The sequence below is a fragment of the Dawidia cretensis genome, assembly GCF_018598175.1.
Classification (GTDB): Bacteria; Bacteroidota; Bacteroidia; order Cytophagales; family Cyclobacteriaceae; genus Ohtaekwangia; species Ohtaekwangia cretensis.
Genome location: NZ_JAHESE010000059.1, coordinates 1 through 21443, shown reverse-complemented (window position 1 = coordinate 21443; position 21443 = coordinate 1). Strand labels below are relative to the sequence as shown.

The 21443-nt window shown below is 43.1% G+C and carries 16 protein-coding genes and 1 pseudogene; 11 read left to right on the top strand and 6 right to left on the bottom strand.

Going from position 1 to position 21443, the window contains the following annotated elements; all coding sequences use genetic code 11:
* Nucleotides 1-446 precede the first annotated feature (446 nt).
* From KK062_RS28955 to KK062_RS28930, 6 genes are read left to right on the top strand one after another with little or no spacing between them, the layout of a single operon-like run.
* Nucleotides 447-1313 (top strand): DUF4007 family protein, encoded by an 867-nt coding sequence (locus KK062_RS28955; protein WP_254087885.1) that lies wholly within the window; start codon nucleotides 447-449, stop codon nucleotides 1311-1313.
* A complete protein-coding gene (locus KK062_RS28950) occupies nucleotides 1303-4524 on the top strand; it encodes a hypothetical protein (protein ID WP_254087884.1) in 3222 nt (1073 codons plus the stop codon). Before KK062_RS28955 ends, KK062_RS28950 begins: the two co-directional genes overlap by 11 nt.
* A complete protein-coding gene (locus KK062_RS28945; RefSeq protein WP_254087883.1) occupies nucleotides 4521-5621 on the top strand; it encodes a phosphoadenosine phosphosulfate reductase family protein in 1101 nt (366 codons plus the stop codon). Before KK062_RS28950 ends, KK062_RS28945 begins: the two co-directional genes overlap by 4 nt.
* Nucleotides 5621-7801: a sensor histidine kinase gene (locus KK062_RS28940; protein ID WP_254087882.1), complete on the top strand. Its 2181-nt coding sequence runs from the start codon at nucleotides 5621-5623 to the stop codon at nucleotides 7799-7801. The genes KK062_RS28945 and KK062_RS28940 overlap by 1 nt, the downstream gene beginning before the upstream one ends.
* Nucleotides 7791-8933 carry a hypothetical protein gene (locus tag KK062_RS28935; RefSeq protein WP_254087881.1) on the top strand — a complete coding sequence of 381 codons (1143 nt, stop codon included), beginning with the start codon at nucleotides 7791-7793 and terminating at the stop codon, nucleotides 8931-8933. The genes KK062_RS28940 and KK062_RS28935 overlap by 11 nt, the downstream gene beginning before the upstream one ends.
* Nucleotides 8917-9672 (top strand): hypothetical protein, encoded by a 756-nt coding sequence (locus tag KK062_RS28930; RefSeq protein ID WP_254087880.1) that lies wholly within the window; start codon nucleotides 8917-8919, stop codon nucleotides 9670-9672. Before KK062_RS28935 ends, KK062_RS28930 begins: the two co-directional genes overlap by 17 nt.
* Here KK062_RS28930 and KK062_RS28925 read toward each other — a convergent pair.
* Genes KK062_RS28925 through KK062_RS28905 form a run of 5 tightly spaced genes read right to left on the bottom strand, consistent with a single transcriptional unit; the run spans nucleotide 9669 to nucleotide 15967 of the window.
* Entirely contained in the window at nucleotides 9669-10208 is a 540-nt protein-coding gene (locus KK062_RS28925) for a hypothetical protein (RefSeq protein ID WP_254087879.1), read from the bottom strand. The two genes, KK062_RS28930 and KK062_RS28925, sit on opposite strands and share 4 nt — an antisense overlap.
* 10 nt (nucleotides 10209-10218) lie before the next feature.
* A complete protein-coding gene (locus KK062_RS28920; RefSeq protein ID WP_254087878.1) occupies nucleotides 10219-12369 on the bottom strand; it encodes an AAA family ATPase in 2151 nt (716 codons plus the stop codon).
* Nucleotides 12366-12596, bottom strand: a complete 231-nt coding sequence (locus KK062_RS28915; protein WP_254087877.1) for a hypothetical protein — start codon at nucleotides 12594-12596, stop codon at nucleotides 12366-12368. The genes KK062_RS28920 and KK062_RS28915 overlap by 4 nt, the downstream gene beginning before the upstream one ends.
* Before the next feature lie 3 nt (nucleotides 12597-12599).
* Entirely contained in the window at nucleotides 12600-14822 is a 2223-nt protein-coding gene (locus KK062_RS28910; RefSeq protein WP_254087876.1) for a DEAD/DEAH box helicase family protein, read from the bottom strand.
* A complete protein-coding gene (locus KK062_RS28905) occupies nucleotides 14816-15967 on the bottom strand; it encodes a cysteine desulfurase family protein (protein ID WP_254087875.1) in 1152 nt (383 codons plus the stop codon). The genes KK062_RS28910 and KK062_RS28905 overlap by 7 nt, the downstream gene beginning before the upstream one ends.
* A 528-nt stretch (nucleotides 15968-16495) precedes the next feature.
* On the opposite strand from KK062_RS28905, the gene KK062_RS28900 reads away from it, so the two are divergent.
* The 5 genes from KK062_RS28900 to KK062_RS28880 all read left to right on the top strand — a co-directional run bounded on the left by KK062_RS28900 (nucleotide 16496) and on the right by KK062_RS28880 (nucleotide 20611).
* Nucleotides 16496-16807 carry a helix-turn-helix domain-containing protein gene (locus KK062_RS28900; protein ID WP_254087874.1) on the top strand — a complete coding sequence of 104 codons (312 nt, stop codon included), beginning with the start codon at nucleotides 16496-16498 and terminating at the stop codon, nucleotides 16805-16807.
* A gap of 312 nt (nucleotides 16808-17119) precedes the next feature.
* Nucleotides 17120-18043, top strand: a complete 924-nt coding sequence (locus KK062_RS28895; protein WP_254087873.1) for a DUF8464 domain-containing protein — start codon at nucleotides 17120-17122, stop codon at nucleotides 18041-18043.
* A 392-nt stretch (nucleotides 18044-18435) separates the two neighbouring features.
* The gene (locus KK062_RS28890; protein ID WP_254087872.1) at nucleotides 18436-18792 is read left to right on the top strand and encodes a plasmid mobilization protein; all 357 of its coding nucleotides are present in this window, start codon (nucleotides 18436-18438) and stop codon (nucleotides 18790-18792) included.
* Entirely contained in the window at nucleotides 18767-20002 is a 1236-nt protein-coding gene (locus KK062_RS28885) for a relaxase/mobilization nuclease domain-containing protein (RefSeq protein WP_254087871.1), read from the top strand. The genes KK062_RS28890 and KK062_RS28885 overlap by 26 nt, the downstream gene beginning before the upstream one ends.
* A gap of 156 nt (nucleotides 20003-20158) precedes the next feature.
* Nucleotides 20159-20611: a hypothetical protein gene (locus tag KK062_RS28880; RefSeq protein ID WP_254087870.1), complete on the top strand. Its 453-nt coding sequence runs from the start codon at nucleotides 20159-20161 to the stop codon at nucleotides 20609-20611.
* A gap of 275 nt (nucleotides 20612-20886) precedes the next feature.
* Here the strand turns inward: KK062_RS28880 and KK062_RS28875 are convergent.
* A pseudogene (locus KK062_RS28875) lies at nucleotides 20887-21443 on the bottom strand (hypothetical protein); the annotation flags it as partial.

Below are 21443 nucleotides of genomic sequence, written 5' to 3'. Positions count from 1 at the left end.
TTAACACAAGCGCTCCGTGAAAGATCACTTCTTTGCTCTCCAGGTATGTGACTAATTTATTCATGGTTGTGGCGTTTCGTTGTTGTTTGAATCTGCATTAGGGATGTTCTGCTTTCTGGATTGCATATCCAGTTGATAGTCTAAAAAATATTGCATTGCAGCTGGTTGCTGCCAATGACACCATTTCTGAACACGTTAAAACTTTTCGATGCACAGTTCCGAGATCAAACCAGCGAAAACAACAGATTGAAGGTTATAAAGTAAATCATGGAACAGGAAGAAAACTTTATAGATGTCCCTAGTAAGACTAGTAACTGACTGATAACCAGTCATCTATTTTATCTGTCAAAATTGGGAGTTTGATCGTGTAAAACTTTCAAAAACAGCGCGGAATGTAGTAATTTGTAAGGATCCATAACCTGGGCTATTTTTTTGACTTTTTGATCATGACTAATCACCTCAAGCTGACATTTTCAGGCCACGAATCTTTTCAATGCCGCCATCTTTGGCTCAAGAAAGGCTATGATTATAAAGCGCGGGAAAAGTTCTTTAATTCTGAGGACGCCGTTGTTGAATTAGGTGTGGGAAAGAACATGGTTAGCTCAATCCGCTATTGGATGAAAGCATTCAATCTCCTTACTGTTGACGAAAAGCTTACAGCATTTGCGCATAAACTGTTCGCCGACGATGGATGGGACCCTTACCTAGAGGATGAGGCAAGTTTGTGGCTTTTACATTATCAACTTGTAAAGAATGGGTATGCCTCAATTTATTCGATCATTTTCAATGAACTTCGTCGTGAGAAAATTGAGTTTACGAAAGAGAACTTCATTTCCTTTATAAAACGCAAATCGGAATCTGAAAAATTTCAGGTGAACGAAAAAACACTGAACGATGATTTTTCGGTCTTGCTCAGAATGTACATGAGAATCGATTCTTCCAAGGAGAAGGAGGATACTTTTTCCGGATTGCTCTCTGAACTCGACCTGATCAAAGCCTATAGTAAAGGCAAAGATGATTTTTTCATAGTAGAGAATGGGGAGCGAAACGAGATTCCGGAAGAAGTGTTGTTGTTTGCCATCTTGGATGCGGATACATTCGATATGTCAGTGAACATGAATAACATCGAGCATGACTACAACAGTCCAGGGGCCATATTCGCACTAAGTCGCGCAGGCATCGTAGCTAAAATTGAGAGCTTGACTGAGAAATTTTCAGACCTCGTGTACAATGACAATGCCGGAGTCAAAGAACTTCAGTTCAAAAGAAAAAAGACTGCTACGGCGATAATGAATCACTACTATGCAAACTAAGTATACGAATTCAACCAATATTATCCGAGATTCGTCCAGGAACATCAACTACATCCCAACCCCAAACGCCACCCGAGTAGTCAACCAGGTTTCAAATGATTTTAAGAGGGGCCTACGTTCGTTCAACATTATCGGCTCATATGGTACAGGTAAGTCTTCCTTCTTGTGGGCATTGCAACAAAGTGCCCTAGGACGGAAGCGTATCTTTAACTTGAATCTTGTTTCAAACGCAAAAGCCGATGTAATCAACTTTGTCGGAGAGTATAAATCCATTACGAAGGTTTTCGCAGAGTACTTTGAAGTGAACCTTGCAAAGGGCTCCCACGAAAACATTTTTGCTGAAATATTCAACAGCTACCATGCTTTAAAGAAGAATGGATTGCTTTTTATCCTCATCGATGAATTTGGTAAGTTTCTCGAATACGCCGCTGATAACAATCCGGAAAAAGAACTGTACTTCGTTCAGCAATTGTCCGAATTTATCAATAACCCCGACCGGAATATTGTTCTGATTACCACAGTCCATCAGAACATCGACGCGTATGCATTCAAGCTAAACAACAGTCAAAAGCAGGAATGGTCAAAGGTTAAGGGGCGATTCCGCGAAATCACCTTCAATGAACCTGTGGAGCAGCTTTTATATCTTGCTTCTGAACACCTTAAGAAACCAAAGGGCATTGACAAGGTGACGGAAAGTTCAATCAGATCAGCACTGTCAATCGTAAAGAAGTCAAGAGCATATTCATTGAATGCTGGGTACGCAGCAGAAGTTTCTCTGAAACTCTTTCCAATGGATCTGCTAGCCGCAAACACACTCACCCTTTCCCTCCAGCGATACGGGCAGAACGAGCGGTCATTGTTTTCGTTCCTTGAGTCAACGGATCATACCGGCATAAACAGGTTTGACCAAAAGAAAAATCTGTTCTATAGTACAGCCAACGTTTATGACTATCTGGTTTTTAATTTCTACACGTTTATAAACTCAAGATATAATCCGGATTTTTCAGGCTGGTCTGCGATAAAGGGCGCTCTCGAAACTTTAGAGCGAGCCTTTGAAGGTAATACGCTGGACTACGCCAAGGTTGTTAAAACAATTGGGCTGATTAACCTAACGGCGTCACAAGCCGCTGACCTCGACCGTGACTTTTTGGTTAAGTACGCATCGACGTGCCTCGGCATTGCAAATGCAGGAAAGGTTATCGATGGATTAGAGGCAAAGCGAATCATCCTGTATAGAAAATACAATAATCGATATGTGCTGGCGGAAGGCACAGATCTGGATATTCCTTCTGCGCTTATTGAAGCTGGTAACAAGCTCAGTGAAGTTGTCGATGTACCAACTCTTCTCAATAAATATTACCAGTTGCCACCTGTCATGGCAAAGGCTAATTCCTATTTGAATGGTACGCCAAGACTGTTTGAATTTAAAATTTCGGAAAGACCTATCAATGAAGTCCCGATGGACGAAATTGACGGTTTTATTAACCTCATCTTTAACGAGCAACTTAACGTTGAAATCGTACGACAAGCATCGCTCGAACAGGGTGAAGCAATACTTTATGGATTTTATTCAAATTCCAGAACCGTAAAGAATTTATTATTTGAAATTGAAAAAACAAAAAGGGTATTAGAAGAAAACAGTCATGATCGTGCCGCCATTAAAGAACTACAGCACATACTCTTTCACCAAAAAAACCTTTTAAATCATTACATACTAACCAATCTATATTCAAGCACAAGAGAAGTAATTTGGTTTTGGGAAGGTCAGGAACTTGATATTAGCAGTAAAAGAGAGTTTAATAAAAAGCTTTCAGAAATTTGTGACCGCGTTTATCATAAAGCTCCCAGATTCAAGAATGAATTAGTGAATCGACACAAAATATCGAGTTCGATTCACGTTGCTAAAAAGAATTACCTGCGTGCGCTTGTAGATAATTACACTCTGCCTGATCTCGGTTTTGATAAGGATAAGTTTCCGCCTGAGAAAACCATTTATCTTACCCTGCTTAAAGAAAATGGATTCAAGCTCTATTCCGATGAAATAAACTTCGTCACTCAGGTTTCAAAGAAGTCGACATTCTTGCATGTTTGGAATTACTCAAATCAATTTCTTAATAGCGCCAAAGCGAACCGCAAATCTCTTCTTGAATTCATCGAACCGCTGAAGAAGAGGCCGTTCAAACTCAAACAAGGTTTGATCGACTTTTGGGTAGCCTCGTTTCTATTTATCAAGCGTGACGACTATGCGCTTTTTGGATCAAGCGGGTTTATTCCTTACATCACAGATGAAGTCTTGGAACTTGTCATAAAGTATCCCGAGGATTATGAGGTCAAAGCCTTTGATATAGAAGGCGTAAAATTAGACATCTTCAACAGCTATCGAATTTTCCTTAACCAACAGTCCAAGGAAAAAATAAGTAATCATACATTCATTGAAACTATCAAGCCATTTCTGACATTTTATAAGAGCTTGCCCGAATACTCGAAAAATACGAGCAGATTAACTCGCGAAACTTTACAGATCAGAAATGCAATAGCAAATTCAAAAGATCCCGAAAAATCTTTCTTTGAAGACTTCCCTACTGCATTGGGTTATAGCATTGACTCAATCCAGAAGTCTAAGGCCAATCTTAAAGCGTATATTGAAAAACTTCATGACTCCATTCGCGAACTTCGGACAAGTTATGACGATCTCATTGTTCGATTTGAAGATTTCATTCTAGCCGAGTACTTCGGAGAGGCCCTGGCTTTCGAGGCATACAAGTTGAGACTTCAGGAACGGTATCAGAATCTAAAGAAACATTTATGCCTGCCTCATCAGCGCACATTCGCACAGAGAATTGATTCGCAGCTCGATGATAAAAAACTCTGGTTGAATTCTTTGGCCCAGGCGGTGGTTGGTAAGTCTCTCGAAATCATAAAAGATGAAGAGGAAATACTTCTTTACGACAAATTCAAGACGATGATCTCCGAGCTTGATAGCTTAACACGCTTGTCTAAAGAAGATGTGGATATAAATCAGGAAAGTGTTTTGGGAATTGAACTCAGCTCATTTGTTGACGGAATAAAGAGAAGCCTAATCAGGATGCCCAGGCACAAAACTTCCGATGTTTCGAAGATAGAGGGCAACATCCGTGCTAAACTAAGCGCTGATAAGAATTTGAATATTGCAGCGTTGACGAATTTATTAAAAGAGTTATTAGTGAAATGACAAAAGTTAGGCATGTACTAGGTATATCAGGTGGAAAAGACAGCGCTGCGCTGGCGATTTATATGAAATCCAAATATCCAGATTTGGATATTGAATACTATACGTCAGATACGGGTAAGGAATTAGATGAGACGTATAAGCTGATAGAGAATCTAGAAGTATATCTCGGCAAAAAGGTTATTAGATTGCAAGCCGCAGACGGAAGCAATGAAACCCCTTTCGATCACTTCCTTAAAATGTATGGCGGTTTTCTCCCGTCCTCCAATTCGCGCTGGTGTACTAAGGTGTTAAAGTTAGCGCCGTTTGAAAAGTTCGTCGGTGACGACCCAGTAATTTCCTACGTCGGAATACGTGGAGATGAAGACAGGGAGGGTTACATCTCCAAAAAGTCCAATATTCAAAGCATTTTCCCTTTCAGAAAGAACATTTGGAGTGAAGATGTAATTTTCAAGGCCTTGTCGGCGGGCAATGCTAAGTTACTTACGGGTTTGTATCAGACATTGTCGAATGAGGGGCCGAAACGTTTTAAGGAAATATTACTTCAACCGCTCTCGCCGAGCTTTACCCTGTCACAGAAGCTTTCATTGCTATTGGACACGGATACCGTAACCTTCAACTTGTTAATTCACGAGTTTTTGAGAAACACGGAATATCCTCTTTCAAAAGTGGAGAGTTTTCCATTGGTGACGAATGATGAGGTTCTGGTTCGCAACGATATTTTTGCCATTCTCGAAAGCAGCGGTGTCGGAGTACCAGCCTACTATAACAAGGTTGATTTTACGGTCAAGGAAAAAACCGGCCAATATGCTCGAAGTCGTTCTGGCTGTTATTTCTGTTTCTTTCAGCAGAAAATTGAATGGGTTTGGCTCTACGAACAACATCCGGAACTGTATAAAAAAGCGATGGAGTATGAGAAGGATGGCTATACATGGAATCAAGAAGAATCGCTTGAGGAATTAATCCAGCCTGAGCGGATTGAGAGAATAAAAGCGGAATACGTCAAAAGAACAACAAAAACAGCACAAGCGAAGTCACTTTATCTCCTCGACATTTTGGACGAAGTAGAGGACGAAGGTTGCGCGTCTTGCTTTATTTAATGGAAGACCTAAACTATGAATCTGGAATACCGTTTTCAATCGATGCCGGCCTCATCGATCGATTAGGCCGTGAACTTGTTGGCAAGGCTGAAACTGCGGTCTCGGAGCTGATAAAAAATGCCTACGATGCCGATGCGCAACAAGTACAAGTTGAATTTATTAACACCTGGCAGGCTGGGGGAACATTAGTCATCCGTGACGACGGCGACGGCATGACACAAAACGAACTGATCCGGGGATTTATGCGAATATCTTCCCCGGACAAAATACATAATCCCAGAACGCGAAGGTTCAACCGAAGCAAAGCTGGAAAAAAGGGAATTGGTAGATTTGCCACACAACGGCTTGGGAGGAGACTGACTATCATTACGCAAACAGAGGGCGAAGGGTTTGCTCTTAAACTCGAAATAGATTGGAATCGGTATCAGATTGATGTTGAGTTAAGTTCTGTAAGAAACAATTTCGAGCGCATTCCTAAACAACAATCTCACGGCACGACGCTATTAATTGAAGACCTGCGAGACTATTGGACAACGAAAGATATTGAACGCGTCTATCGATATGTCTCCGAACTCATTCAACCGGATTACCTATCTGACAGAAGTTTGAATTTGCAGACCGCAGTTCAGAGCGACAACAGTTTTAATGTAGAATTTCGACGAACTCAGGATGGCGTGACGGAGCTTGTAGCTAATCCAAAGCGTATGCTCTTCGATAAAGCGATTGCAATTATTGAAGGTTTTGTCGATGACAATGGCGATGGATTCTACGGAGTTAAAAGCGAGAGCCTGGGCCTTGACGACTATGGTATATCCGTTGAAGCCTCCAAGGAACGTATCCGATTCAATTCTGTTAGGAACGTTCATTTCAAGGCTTATTATTTCATCTACAATCGAACAGAATACTACTCCAATATCAATAAAATGGAGTTGCGAAATATTCAGCAGTTGTCCAACGAATACAGTGGGTTAAGATTATACCGAAATGGCTTTCGCGTTTTGCCCTACGGAGAGCCGACTGATGACTGGCTGACACTCGACGTTCGCTATGCAGGAGAATCTGCCGAGCGTACGAATGTGCCTTTCTCAACTAAAAATTTATTCGGCTTTGTAGAGGTTATCGATCCGCAGGGAATGTCGTTTCAAGAAACAGCAAGCCGAGAGGGGTTAATTGACACCGCCGCCTTCATCGAGCTAAGAGACTTCGTGAATAAATCGCTGGTAGCTGCTCGTCTGCGTATTGGGGAAAAGATTAAGATAATCCGAGATCAAAGGAATATTCAAGCGGACGAGCAGATTCTGCCGTTTGAAAATCCCGTTGATCAATTTACCGAACTTGAGAATTTGCTCAATGTTCAGAATAACGCTTCCGGTTTACAGGCACTTCGACAAATTCGAGCGCAATTAGAAAATCTGTTGGAGGAAATGGGTATGCTCAGAGTACTTGCTGGACTAGGCCTAACGATTGCCGAGTTTACTCATGAGATTATTCAGTTTACTCCATCGATTAACGGCTACATCTACTCGCTGAGTCAGCTACAACGAGATCCACAAGGAATCGAACTCCTTGAACAGCTTGATCGAACGTTCAAACATTTTACCTCGTACACTTCTTACTTCAACACAACTGTATCGCAAAACGTAAGTCGTGAACTGAAGCCTATATTACTTATCGATGTCGTGAATAATTTTGTTGATGTTATTTCTCAGGATTCTTTGAAGCAGAGCATTCAAATTAAGACTGAAAACTTTGGATTTGACCTTTACACTGTACCAATGCATCCTTCAGAATGGGGATCGATCTTGTTTAATCTCTATACTAATTCAAAAAAAGCGATCAAAAGAGCAGGTGGCGAAGGAAGAATACTGATTCTCTGCGGACTGGATGAAAAGGAAAATCGAGTCTATCTTGAATTTCTGGACAATGGCGACGGCATACCACTACAAAATAGGGATAGAATATTCAATGCCTTCTTTACAACCTCAACTCCCGTTTCGTTTGATTCAGCAAACCAAGATAAGCTAACAGGAACTGGCCTTGGTTTAAAGATAGTGAAGGACATTATTGAGTCGTACGGAGGAAAAATATATCTGAGCAACGCGGAGGAAAGTTATGTGACCTGCTTTAGAATCGAACTACCTCACGCAACCAAAGAACAGTTAAAAGATTATGGCTATTAAGTATCTATATCTTGACGATAACAAGTTTGAGACCGTCAACGGCCAGGTCAATGCGCTAAATAGCAATAGGGCAGAACTTGAGGTCACGCATCAACAGCCCGTTGGCGATTGGGAAAGAGAACGCGATTTTTTTTTAAACGAGTTCTCTAAAAAATTTGATGGTCTAATCGTTGATCTTAGATTGGATGATGAGCCGAATTCCCAGGGTCGCCAATCATTCTATAAAGGCACGTCTCTAGCCCAGGAGCTGCGAACCCTCTCAACTGAAAAGAAATTCAACGAGGTACCAATCATTTTGCTCTCAGCGAGTGCGAATATTCTAGAGTCTCTTGACAATACCGGGAAAGATCTTTTCGACATCCGAATTCCGAAAGAAAGACTTCAGGGAGATGAGTTTAAAGTCATCAGGGCGCGTATGGTAGCGCTCGGAAACGGTTACAAATTCCTTTCTGGCTTAAAGCAGCGCACTGACGAATATGATTGGTCCACCGCAGTCTTTAAAGTAAAGCAAGAAGTTCTGGACAATCGGTTTTTCATCAAAGCACGAACCTTGTTCGGTGAGCCTACACATTCCTTTGTGTCGTTTCTCATCAAATCACTGCTTTCATGTGACGGTCTTTTGATTTGTCATTGGACTCTTGCAGCAAGAATCGGTCTTGACCCTAAAAAATCTCCTGACTGCGACAAGCTAATTGCATTTTTTGACTCGGCTTTATATAGAGGCGTACTTAACGAAGGATGGCGCTTATGGTGGGCTGATGACGCTGAAAAAATTCTGTCCTCGTGGTTTCCTCCCGATGTGTCGGTAAGGGATGTGAACGCCATCGACCGGATTGAAATAATCAAAACGCAAACGAAGCTAAGTGGGCTCACTGCAGCTGAGCCTCTTGAGTACTCCAAAAGCACATCTTTTTGGACGCACTGTTTCGGTACGAAAAGGCCTCTTGATCCAATCGACGGGCTTGTTATAACAAACCAAGATAACGTAGCACCCTGGGAAGAGAGAAAATATATATCAATCTTCGAAGCGTTGACTAGAAAGCATATCAGCGCATGGAGGGATGTTTCTGCGACAGAACTTGATCGATTACAGAAAATAAAAGCGCGATACACCCGTGAGCGAAATAAATAAAAACGATCTCGCAAAAGAGCTTGACCAAATGCAATACCTGCTAATGAAGCACGGTATTTGCAATGACACTTCGCCATTGGCGGCAGCTTATGGCGCTTGTATGAGGGATTCCAATGATAAAGTATGGTCGTATAAAATCAGTGATCTTTTGTTTCATGTAGCAAGCATGGGGCATACAATTCCTAATGATGCAGATGATTTAATAGTGTCTCTTTCGGTGAAAGTTAAGGGCCCATTCCATCCTGACGACAAAGTAAGAAACCCGCTTACCGATTTAGAGTTTAACGTAGTCGTCTCTGGAGGGCGTTACGATGCGAATGGCGACGTTGTGGATCTAATCTCTTCGTGGCATTTGGATAAGCACATTGCTGAGAATGAAGACGAGCTTACAAAATTTATTCACCCGGAATATCATATGACCTATGGAGGCCGCCGAATGTGGGATAAAACGTCTTTCGATTATGGACAGACGCTCATACTACCAACGCCGCGGCTCAATTCGCCACCTATGGATGGAATTCTTGGGATCGATTTTGTTGTTCACAACTATCTTAAGAGAGAACAACATAAAAACCTGACTACATCTCGGGAATATCGATACTTAATTCAGCAGGCGCAAGCAAGAATGTGGAAACCCTATTACCTTGCTATAGCAAAAGCCTACCACAAACTTGAGGCCATTGACTTCAATGGATGTATTACCCATCAGAGTTTAGTTCCTAACCTTGCAAGCAGTTAGCTGTTGCGTTGCGGTTGATTCGTTTTGCCTAAAATTAAGTTTAAGAAGGACGTTTGTTGTAAAAAGTAGTTTGGGTTTGAATCTAATTTCTCCCTGATCAAAACAAGTCCACCGTTGGTAAAACTCTCCATCGTATGGATCAACTGGCGACAAATTTCATCGTCCGAAACTTCACCCTTCTCCAAAGCCATTATATCAATGCCCGTTTGAGCGACAAGCGACGCAAACATGTACTCTTGTAAAATGGTGAAATCCTTTCTTTCTAATCGTCCACTCTTACTCCCCCAGTGCTGAATTGCATGGCTAAAATCGACCTTTTTCGATGAATCAGGAATTGGACAAAACTCGTCGTTGTACAAACCAAGAAAGAAGGCGTAGATATATAACTCGTAATTTGTACTAAAGTTCTTTCCTAAATCAGCCTTTTGCTTTTCCGAGCCTCCGAATTTTTTGGAAATAGCATCAAACAGGGTCTCCCTAAATTGCTCATCGTATTTAGGGATTTTAGTTTTCCAGCGATCAAAAAGATTTTCCATATTCCCCCAATTAAAGATTTATAACTTCGGTATTAATCGTTTCGAGATTCTGAGAATCAAACGGCCGGTTTATCTTTACCCAAAAGGCCTTATCACGTTTGACCTGGGCAAACTCGTGTGAGATAACCAACCCATCAGATTTAGAATCCTTAATAATAAAATTCTTCATCAGCAATATGATCTGATTTCCGGTTTCCGCAATGATGTTTAAAAACTCTTTTGTCTTTACATCCCCAAATGATGAAGTAGGCGCATCAAACACCATTGGAAACGACTCCTCCCGTTGCTCTTTCGCTAATTCTGAAATAGCGAAAAGAATCGAAATGTGCATCGATGTCAAAAGGGACTGATTGGGTTTGTGTAATAGCCTCTCGTTTTCCTGAAGCTCAATCTTTATCACAGTCTTTGCCCCACGCGTTTCCTTTTCAAGCTTAATCGATCCCACAAAAGCTCCCTTGTTCATTCTCCAAAAATAGTCGTTAGCCTTTCCTTCAAGGAGCGCTATAAACTGACCAAACTTTCTGACTTTCGTGTCTTTAAAAATCTTCTCAATGTCTCGTAATATTGACCGCGTATCTAGCAAGAACTTTTTGACGCTTTTCGTGTCGATGCCTTCCTTTTCTTCACGCTTTACCTGTAGCTCCAGTTCAATTTTTTTAAGATCATCCTCCAGGCGTACACTCTCTCGATTCAACTGCGTGAGTGATTTTTGCCACGCGTTGTAGTTTTTGTAAATGTCAACCAGCTTGTCGGCGCCACCAGTCGAATTTCCGACAATGTTCTCCCGTTCTTTCGTCTCCGAAGCCAGCTTGTGATTCAGTTCTTCAAGCTCCCTACGACGGGCATCGTTGAACTCAAAAAACTCTTTTATCTCGATTTGAATGCGTCGAACTTTAGATAGAGTCTCATCGTGACTTGTCGCAAGATTTAATAGCCGAGAAACATAATCCTTTTTAAACAATGTCTTCTTTTCTTCGCCCGACTCTTCTTTCGGTATTTGGCTGGTGAAATATTCCTCAAGCCTTTGGATCATAAAGTCATGTTCGGGGGTGTGCTTCCTAGCCGGTCGATTACAAACCTTACAAATCTCTTCACGTATCATCTCTTCCATGTGAGCCCTGGAAGGAACTCCAACTGGTAGTGGTACAGAATTATTGATAATGCGCTCACGCTCACGCTTAGCCCCTTCACGCATACCTTCTTCTCTGTCAAAATTGGATTGCGCCTCTCGCTTAACAGCACTCATCTGCATAACTTTTTCAAGGAAGCGTTTATGAAAGCGCTCGTATTGGATCAGAATCCAGCAATCATCAAACAACTTGGTTGTATAGTTTTCATCGATTTGCAAAGTGGTTTCCGATATTTTCTGTTCTAGTTGTCGAATTCTTTTATTCACAACTTCAAGGGCATCGGCGTTGTTAACCAAATGTTCTACCTCCTGTAGATTTGATTCCGTTTTTCGAATCTGGTCAAGCGCATTGGTCTGTAACGCTAGTGTCTTGATTCGTTGGTCTTCAAGCTGATCTATTTCGGCTTGCAGGCGTTTGTATAAGCTTTGGTTTTTAGTGTCTGTCTTGGTTGCATCGTCAACTGCCTTTTCAGCCATCTTCCGCAGATATTCACCCTTTTCGGAATACTTCTCATAATGCTTGGCGTCAGAAAAGGAATTGATAAGCGTGATTAAGGCATCTTCATTATTAAAGATATCCAGTTCAGACTCGCCTTTAAACAAGGAGTAGCGGCGGATTTCGGTCGGGAATAGTTGCTCAAGCAGATGCTTACCGTCAACCTGACTACGCTCACCTGACTGAGTTTCCTCGATTCCCTCAAGTGAAAAATTTGAGGTCGTACATTTCGATGCGGACACTTTCGTGCATATAAAGGATTTTGTAAGGGTTCTTTGCTCGCCAAACTGCTCAGCTACAATGCTCACTCTTACGCGAAGATCGCCGCCGATAGCAAGCTCAGAGAGAGCCTTAACTGATACCAACCGTTCTAGCCCCAAGCTATCACCCCGGAATAACCAGTCAAGAGCTTCAAAATATTTTGTCTTGCCTTCTCCGTTTTCGCCCAGAATAATATTCAGTCCCTTAGCAAGCTCAAAAATTTTAATGCCATAATAGCATAGGTAATTTTCGATGACGACTTCTTTTAAAATCATATTGCGGAGTTTAAATAAGAAGTTACAACGCCTCTTAATGAGGTGTCATTCATGGCTGTAGTTGACTCTAAACTTTGGACAATGAGTGCGATTGATTTTATTACCGGTATTTCTGAATTCAAGCCCGCTGCAAGCGATGTCGGTAACTCTGCTTGTGGAATGCCGTACTTCTCGGTTAAACTTTCGTGCTCCATGAAGTTTTTGAAAATTTCATCTTTTCTTGCCATAGATTAGCTGTTAACTTGCGTGTCTTCGTACAAATTTAAGTTGTAGTATTCCAATACAGGACGGAGTTCCTGATAGGTATCCATCGAATTCATTGACAAAGAGGAAAAATCTATAACGCGCTCCAATTCAGCCTTTACAAGATTTTTCTCCATTTCAAAAGTGCTTTCATCGTCATTGGTAGCCGGAACTACCACCAAATCGTGAATGACGGCAAAGATCTTATCCTTATGTAACCGTAGCACGCGACCTCGACGTTGTACGAATTGACGGGGATTTCCAGTGCTCGCGCAAAAAATGGCAAGTTCGGATCGAGGCACGTCGACGCCCTCATCCAAACACTTCATGGAAGTAAGCACGTGAACCTTACCCTGCTCATAGTCTTCGGTCAACTTTTGACGATCCTTAGTGGCCGCAGTATACTGACTGACCATCACTGACTGATCGACCCTACTTACCGCCCTGGTGTACTCGTTGATAAGCCTGATCTCTTCATCGTCTTCGATTATTTCATCTACTTCTTCGTAATTAGCTTCCAATCCTTCAGGCACATACACTAATGTATATTTCAGGTTTTTGCGCAAACGAAATTCATCTTGAAGTATTTTTCTAAATACCGGCAGCTTTTGCTCTGCCTTGTGAATCACACGCTTTCGCATTAACAATAAATTCTCGACCTCCGGGTTGTCCTTAAATTTTTTCGATGCCGCGTCAAAGTACTTGAGAAGCTGTTTGGAGATTCTGAGATACTCTTCAAGCTCTTCATCACTAAGCCTTACTAAGTGCGGATAGTATTTATACTGGCAAAGCGCAGGCGGATCGTTTTCCATTGCCTGACGCATTGAATAGCTGAATACAAAGGGCGGTCGATCATTAAAAAAGCGTTCAATCGACAAATTACCCTCTTCGTCATATTTTCGATTAGGTGTCGCTGACAGACCAATTCGTTTTTGCAAATGTATTTTTGGAAGGATCCTTGCCACATTTGGTGATCCGATATTATGTACTTCATCAGCGATTAGTAAGGTATCCTCGGGCAGGGTCACGAAATGGGCCTGAAACTTCTTTCTATAGAAAGAAGCGTATGTGACGATAACAATAAATGATGTTGAAATGAAATTGCTCGCAGTCGCATTGAAAGAAAGTTTGCCACTCCAATCGCCCCTAGAACTAACGGTGATGATGTTGCGAAAATTGAATTTTAAACACTCGTCCTTCCACTGATTTAGCAATGCTATGGTCGGTACGAGGATGATCGCTTTATACGAACCGATTCGATAAAACTCGTTCAGTAAACAGTTCAGCGAGGTGAGTGTCTTACCAGTTCCTGTTGCCATGGCAAATAAACCCTTATAGCCATTGGCTACCCAGCTTGCATGAGCTTGTCTTTGATATTCTCGTGGGCCCTGGGGATAAGGGAATTTGGGTTCTCTTGATAGTTCCTCTATTCGTGTTAGTACCCGCTCATGAGACTCCCTGATTTTAGGCTTCCGAAGTTTACTTACTTTGCGCTCATGGAGTTCAGCTTCCTTGACAAGTAGTTCCTGAATGTCCCGGCTTCCAAATTCATTCTTCATCGCCACGGTGACACTATCAACGTCTAAGTACTCGGCAAACTCTGCCGTTCCGTTAAAGATGTTTTCAAAATATTCTGTTTCCTTTTCGATCCACCTTTGTGACCTTCTGTCATCCCAACTCAGGTGACAAGTTAATTTTTCGAGATTTTCAAGAAGACCAAAGGCAGTAAAATTGCATGAAGCATTGAAACCAACTGAATTGTTGCTGTCAGAAAAGATACCAGACTTATAATGGGCGATTCCTGTGCCGTCTTTTGGACGAATAATTTTAATTTGAATCTTGTCATTTGCAATAAGCCATGATAAGCATTCAAAGAAGTGGATGCCGTACTCATCGAGTGTTCGTCTTAGTTTCTTAATATCATTAAGATCGACCTCTAGGTTTGGGATGCTTCCTTGATGTCCTTTTTTAATAGCTTGTTTATCAGCTTCGGAAAGTATGTTATTGATAACCATTCGCACCGAGCCGCCATTGTACAGGAATGTGGCAAAGCCATGTGAGAGAACGTTAATTGCCGATGAACTGAAATATCCTAATAGCAGATCTAATTTAGTGCTGGCAACGAGGCACTCAGAATAGAACTGATAGGGCTCATTCTCCGTCTCTGATCGATATGTTCTGTCTTCGGCCCAGTTGATCGAGTTTAGCATCGTATCAGTTCGTTTTCGATAGCTTCTTTTAATATCTGAGCACCTTCTTCTATTTCATTTTCAGTAGTAAATCGACCAAGGGAAAATCTTAAAGAAGCATTGCTTTGCTCGTCCGTCAGACCCATCGCCTTCAGGACATGAGAAGGTTGAACTATTGAAGATGTACATGCCGACCCGTTTGACATAGCAACACCTGAAAGTCGCGCGACAAGTGTATTCGCGTCAAGGCCGGGGAAACAGATATTGGTAACATTAAACATTCGATTTTCGCGGTCGCCATTTACGGTAGACTCCGGGATTGAAAGCAATTCCCGTTCTAACAGATTTCGATACACAATGATCCGCTCGGAGTCTGTCTTCATCTCGTCATATGCTATTTCACAAGCCACCCCCATTCCGACAATCGCGGGCACGTTAAACGTACCGCTCCGAATTCCTTGCTCATGGCCGCCACCGAAGTAGATGGGCTGAATGTTCGCAGGTTTCTGTTTTAGTCCTTTTACGTATAGGCACCCAACGCCTTTGGGGCCGTAAAACTTGTGAGCAGAAAATGCAAGCAAATCAATATCTAACTCACGGACATCAGTAGGGATTTTGCCAATGGCTTGTGTCGCATCGCAGAACAGGGCAACATCGCGGCCGTGTACAATGTTAGCAATTTCTTTTATTGGATGGATGTTTCCTGTCTCGTTGTTCGCAAACATTGATGCAACAAGAATGGTATCGGTGCGTATTTCACCTGATAGTTGATCAAGATTCAATCTTCCAAAAGTGTCAACACCAACGATGGTATTTTCGAATCCAATTGATTCTAAGTACGAGACGGTCTCTAGTACTGCCTTGTGCTCCGTATTAATGGTAATAATATGTTTACCTTTTGCGGCGTGTTTAAGAGCGTATCCTATTATTCCAATATTAATACTTTCGGTGGCTCCAGAGGTAATGACTAGATCGTTTGGATTCGCACAAAGTAGTCCCGCCACCTTTTCCCGTGCAAGATCAAGGTGTTTTGCAGTTGACGCGCCAAACTGATGACCGCTCGATGGATTACCATAATTGGTAGAAAAATAAGGCATCATAGCCTCGACCACTCGCGGATCTACGGGTGTCGTGGAGTTGTTGTCGAAGTAGATCAAATCGGACATTTGTTAAATTAAACGATGCAGACTAGGAAATGTGCTACGAATCTATCTCCGCTATCGTTTTAAAAATAGCCAATTTTGGGCAAAAAAATGCTCATTCGCAGTCATTTTGGGCGGACGCCGGCTGCGTTAATACTATTCTTTACAGTCCCGCTTCCGTTCCGGCATATATACGCGACTGGACCATCAATCTCAATGGAAGCGACTATCCATTGGCCGCATGGTTTGGATACATTTTAGCCCAATTCAGTGCATACGCAAGGGCGGTTGGAAGTTGAGTTCTTTTGTACCACAGCGTAGGTAAGTACCGGTAAGGTTCGGGAAATTAGCGCAATAAGAAGGTTTTTTCCACCTCAGCCGTTATTTGGCCCCATCCAAAGGCAAATGACAACTTTTTCAAAAAAAGTCGATCCACATGTGGACGATGTTGTGAACAAATCCAAAAACCCTTTTCCAACTTACCCGCCGGAGCGATAGCTATAACTATAACATACGGCAGCCTTCTCTCCGGAACCACAAAAATGAACGGATATGGGTGAGCAAAGACTAGAACAAAACACGCCACTATTGAATCGCGACCAGCTTTTGACAGTAGGCGACCTGGAGGCTTTTAAGCAACAGCTCTTCGAAGAGCTTCAGAATCTTCTAAGAGAGAGGCGAACAAATGAAAACAAGCAATGGCTGAGGTCTGCCGACGTCCGGAAAATGCTGAGTATTTCGGCGGGCACCCTGCAAAATCTTAGGATTACGGGAGTGCTTTCTTTCGTCAAAGTCAGAGGCATCATGTTATACAAGCACGAGGATATAATTGCATTGCTGGAATCGGGAAGTCAAACAAAGTAGTCAAAAGCGTAATGGATAGGCCGCCGATCCTCATTCATTACATACACCGCCTGGTTTCAGATAGTAGACTGAAACTAGTTCATCTTCTATTGTCTATCGCGATATGCGATAAATGGGCAAGCTGTGGGTTTAGGCGAGCTTACCAGGTATCGCGCGGACCTTTAATGAAGGCTTCCAGAATTAAGTCGACGGCGACGTACCATAAGGCGATTCGAGAGCTGCAAAAATTCGGATACGTTAAATACTATCCGTCATACCATCCGACAAACGGAAGTCGCATCGAGATTATTTGTGAAACACGAACAGACAATTATGCAGAGCAATAAGCTGACATTCAAGAAGGCAAAGCAGATACCTATAATCGATTACTTGGCAGGCCTTGGGATCGCGCCAGCGAAAGTTCATGGCCATGACACGTGGTATTTCTCCCCATTCCGCAGCGAACGCACGCCGTCGTTTAAGGTCAATACGAAATTGAATCTTTGGTACGATCACGGCACCGGCGAAGGCGGATCGATTTTGGACCTTGGCGCCAAGTTGCATAAATGCACGTTAACGGGATTCCTGCACAGACTTTCCGCAAACAATATCCCGGACTTCTCTTTTCACTGCCCGGTTAAACCTGAGGCCCACATGATCAATCGGCTAGAGGTATTATCTGCCGCAGATATCTCCAATTCCGACCTTGTAGCTTACTTACAGAAACGCGGCATTGAGCCAGGCACCGGTAGAAAGTATTGTAGAGAGGTTGACTTTAGAATAGGCGAGAGGTCTTATAAGGCACTTGGCTTTCAGAATCGATCCGGTGGCTACGAACTGCGCAATGCCTGGTTCAAAGGTTCGTCGTCCCCAAAAGATATTTCCTTTCTGACGAGCGGGCACGCAAAAATCGCTGTCGTAGAGGGGTTCATGGATTTTCTCTCGCTGCTCCAAGTAGACAGCAATCAGGTAAAAGCACTCAGGAGTGATTCGGATTTCCTGGTGCTCAATTCACTGGCATTGATTGATCGGGCTTTGCCATTGTTGACCGGTCGCGATGAAGTGAATCTATTTCTGGATAACGATGCAGCAGCAGCCAACGCAAAACTTGTTTTGAAAGACGCCGGCGTCCAGGCGTACGACAGATCTGGCCTTTACAGACAACATAAGGACCTAAATGAATACCTGGTGAAGAGCGCAGAGCAGGCTTCGATGGTAAGCCATCCTATCACAAGGTCGCGAGGACCGAAACGATAGAACTGCAAGGTCTAGACAAGGTGCCTGCCTCTCGAAATCACATCAAACTTTAAAAATTATTCAACGGGTATGACTTGCAAATTCTCCTCGATAAAGGGATTTGATCTGACAAGATTTTTAAACGTCAGTCGTTTGCCGCCTCTCAAGCGACGAGGGGAAATACCTCAGGGAAACAAATCCCTGACCATTTCCTGCTTACCCACTTTGGAAGACAGAGTTCGATCGCCAGGACGGTCAAGCTATGGGCTGATGCGAACGCCTACTGATGGACTGTCTTGAATGCAGATTCCGCGGGGGAGAGGTGCAACATGTTGGAAGGAGCAAGCCATGTTTTCGCTACGCTCAAACGGCTTGAGAAGGCAACCACTGCGTTAAAATTAACTATAGGGACTATGAGCAGACCGCGTTTAAAAGATGAAGATAGGAGAGTCGTTCCGGTTAACATCCGGCTGACTACATCAGAAAGCGAAAGGGTCAACGAGTATGCGGCGGCGAGTGACCTGACGCCTGCGAACTGGATTCGTAAAAAAATCTTTACCGGGAAATTCCCTCAGATCAAGGTTTCGCCACTGGATGCTGAGATTTATCGTGAGTTGCACAAAATTGGGGTTAACCTCAATCAGGCGACTCACAAGATAAACAGCGGCCAGATTCCACGCGACTATGTGATGATCCTGGCGGAACTGTCGATGCAGATTAAGAAGATAATAAACGCCCTGGTGAATGACGGCGGACCAAGTAAAGGGTAAGAGTTTCCAGGGTGCACTGCGGTACAACCTTGAGAAGGTCCAAAACAAGGTGGCCGAGGTGCTGGATATGTCCTTTTCAAGGTTGTCCGAGGACAGCATTATGAAGGAGGTTCGGATGGTGCGTATGCAGCGCCCGAATCTTCAAAAGTACTTCTACCATACCTCGTTGAATTTCCCTGTGCATGAAAACTTCTCGAACGAAGCAATGCTAAAGATTGCACATGAATACTTAGAACAGAATGGTTTTAATCAGCATCAATATCTAATCGTTCGGCACTATGACGCCGATCATCCGCACCTTCACATCCTGGTTAACCGTATCGGTTACGATGGCTCTGTGGTTACCGACAGTCAGGATTATGCGCGAAGCGAGAAGGTTATTCGGGCGTTGGAACAAAAATACAGCCTGACGCAGGTCATATCGAGCCGCGAGGCAAAGGAGAAGGCCCTTACCAAGAACGAGCTGGAAATGATGCAGCGGACTGGTATACCGTCTGCCAAAATCCAGCTCCAGGTCATTCTTAAAGACCTCATTAAACAACCGCTCACGACCGAGCAATTCATAAAAGGGCTGGAGAGCAGAGGTGTTAATGTGCAGTTTAATCAGGCAAGTACAGGGTTCGTCAGCGGTATTTCCTACGGCTATGCGGGCCTATTGTTTAAGGGCGCAAGCCTGGGAAATGCCTACAAATGGTCAGCCATAAAAAACGTAATACGCTATGAACAAGAAAGAGATGGCCGAGCAATTCGCGAGGCAAATATTAGAACAAAGGCAGCAGCCTACGCCGGAAAAACAGACTCTTCCGCCTATCCCCGAGCCGTCCAAGCCAACGGAGATAGCCGAAACGCAGCACAATATTCATCAAATAACCAAGAGTCAGGCGATCATTCACAGAAGCATAAACAAGCTGGCCAGCGACATGCAGGCCCGATTTATCAGCACAGAGGCGATGATAAAAATGCTCCATTCGAATCTAATTCAGGAGCAAAAACGACGAGTACAGCGGACCTATTTGGTCGCGCTATTGATGGCCTGTTCCTCAGTGGTGCTTCTGATTATCATGTTCATAGTGGCCCAGCACCTTACGTGAATCAGAGCCCACGCAAGAAAAAAAACGCAAGCGCCTTTAGAAATTCGGCAATAACTGACTGGATAGTAAATAGCGGAATATACTTATTTAGCCCCGATAGACGGGGCCGTTACCGGTAAAGGCTCCTTAAAGCTCAAGCTGATTGTTTACGGACTCAATTTGCCTATATTTCGTTCGTGCATTTTGAGCATCGGCGAATGAAAATCCACCGAAACGCAACGTTGGTCGTGCTTCAGGGATCAGCTATATTTGCACACAAAGAACATCATCAGATTATGAGCGTCATGCGATATATACCCACCGAACTGAATGAGATTATTACAGAAGCGAATCTCATCGTTGAGGTAAAAGGATTGGAGGCGTTTAGCGAAGATGTGACGATCAAAAACAGTGATGCCATGAAAACCATACCTCTGTTTAAAAAAACGGGATTCTCGTTTCAGGTGAAATCAGTTTTGAAAAACACGGCCCGCATAGTCGTTCCAGACATCATTCGCGTACCGGCTGAAAACTGGCGCCGATCGTTAAGCCAGCATAAAGAGCGTTATGCCGACGGCCCCAGTAAATCATACAACATCAAAAAGTATGACACAGAAGTAACTTCCGTGAAGAAGGCCGATATTCTTTTTCTCCATCACTTCCAGGGTACGTTTGAGCTGGTTGTGAAAGATTCCTATGAATCTAAAGAGGCGTTGGAAAAAGTGACGATGTTGATTGCGGCGCCATGACTGGGATTTTTGGGATTAATGTGATTCGGGTGATCGATAACCGTAAAATGAAGGGCTATTCGGAACGTAGGCTTTACTGGATTATAAGCGCCGCTGCGATGGTTTGATAGCTTACCGTTGCCAACGTAACGACCTCATGCCATCGGAATTTTAAGATACTCAACCGTTTTAAAGCAGTGCCCAATCCACGATAAATCCACAGTTTTTAAATGAGATCGCTTAGGAACCCCGTTTGAAATACTTCCAAGACTAACCATTTCAATGCTGACTTTCGGCTACATCCCTCTGCCTTTTCGAGGTCGGCGAATCTTTTTCCTGACCGGTATTTTTTGAGCTTCCGATAGCGCCTGATTTGATTTAAGTCTCTCCAACAAAGGATGGAAGGACGCATTAAACCATCCAACATCGTTTCTGAGAATTTGATAATTGAACGGAGGTGCAGAGGTAAGCGCCACTGTCTGCGCGTCGCGCTTTGTGTCAACGAAAGCCGCCTTATCAAATAGATTGAGGCTGTCACATACTCGCTTTATCCCTTCATCGAAGTTGTATTTAATGACATCACTGGGTACATCGTGGCTCCCAAGCATCACCCTGGTGGCCACCCGTGTTTCAGCAGAAATGATATCATCTAAGCCAAGATAGATGAGACTTACAGTATACCCATGATGTTTGAAATGATTGACTAGCTCGACAGTGAGATCAGAAGAGAAGTTGGTTTCAAAGGCGAAACTTGCTTTCAATTCTATCGCTGTATGCCTGGCCTTTTCGAGCGCGACAGGCACGCCTCCTTTTAACCGCTCGGGATCAATGTGCGGATATTGTTTTACCAGCT